General features: G+C 44.3%; 1 pseudogene. It reads right to left on the bottom strand.

Annotated features, from left to right (window positions below):
- Positions 1–345: pseudogene (locus ACT3SX_RS15625) on the bottom strand (hypothetical protein); the annotation flags it as partial.

Below are 345 nucleotides of genomic sequence, written 5' to 3' on the forward strand. Positions count from 1 at the left end.
ACACCAAATAAGATGTCGTCACCCGCTTCACCATTTAGAGTGTCGTCTCCTGCTTGACCATCTACGATGTCATTGCTGCTCCATCCACCAAGTACGTTTGCTTCATCGTTGCCAGTTAGAGTGTAATTCATGTTGAGCACATCTTCTGAACTGATTACTTCATCTTTGAAGATAAAGTTATAAGCTCGATCGTAGCTGCCAGTGAAGTAGTCGTCGAAGGTAACGCTATCTTCGGCTGCCGTCTGGATGATAAGGGTGTTGCCTACTCGATTAAAGACGGTGTCTGAGGCATTAATATCGTCAAAGGTAACGTCGTTACGAACATCTTTGTAAGATGAGCTACTG

The sequence above is a fragment of the Psychrobacter sp. AOP31-B2-9 genome, from assembly GCF_052378005.1.
In the GTDB taxonomy this organism is placed as follows: domain Bacteria; phylum Pseudomonadota; class Gammaproteobacteria; order Pseudomonadales; family Moraxellaceae; genus Psychrobacter.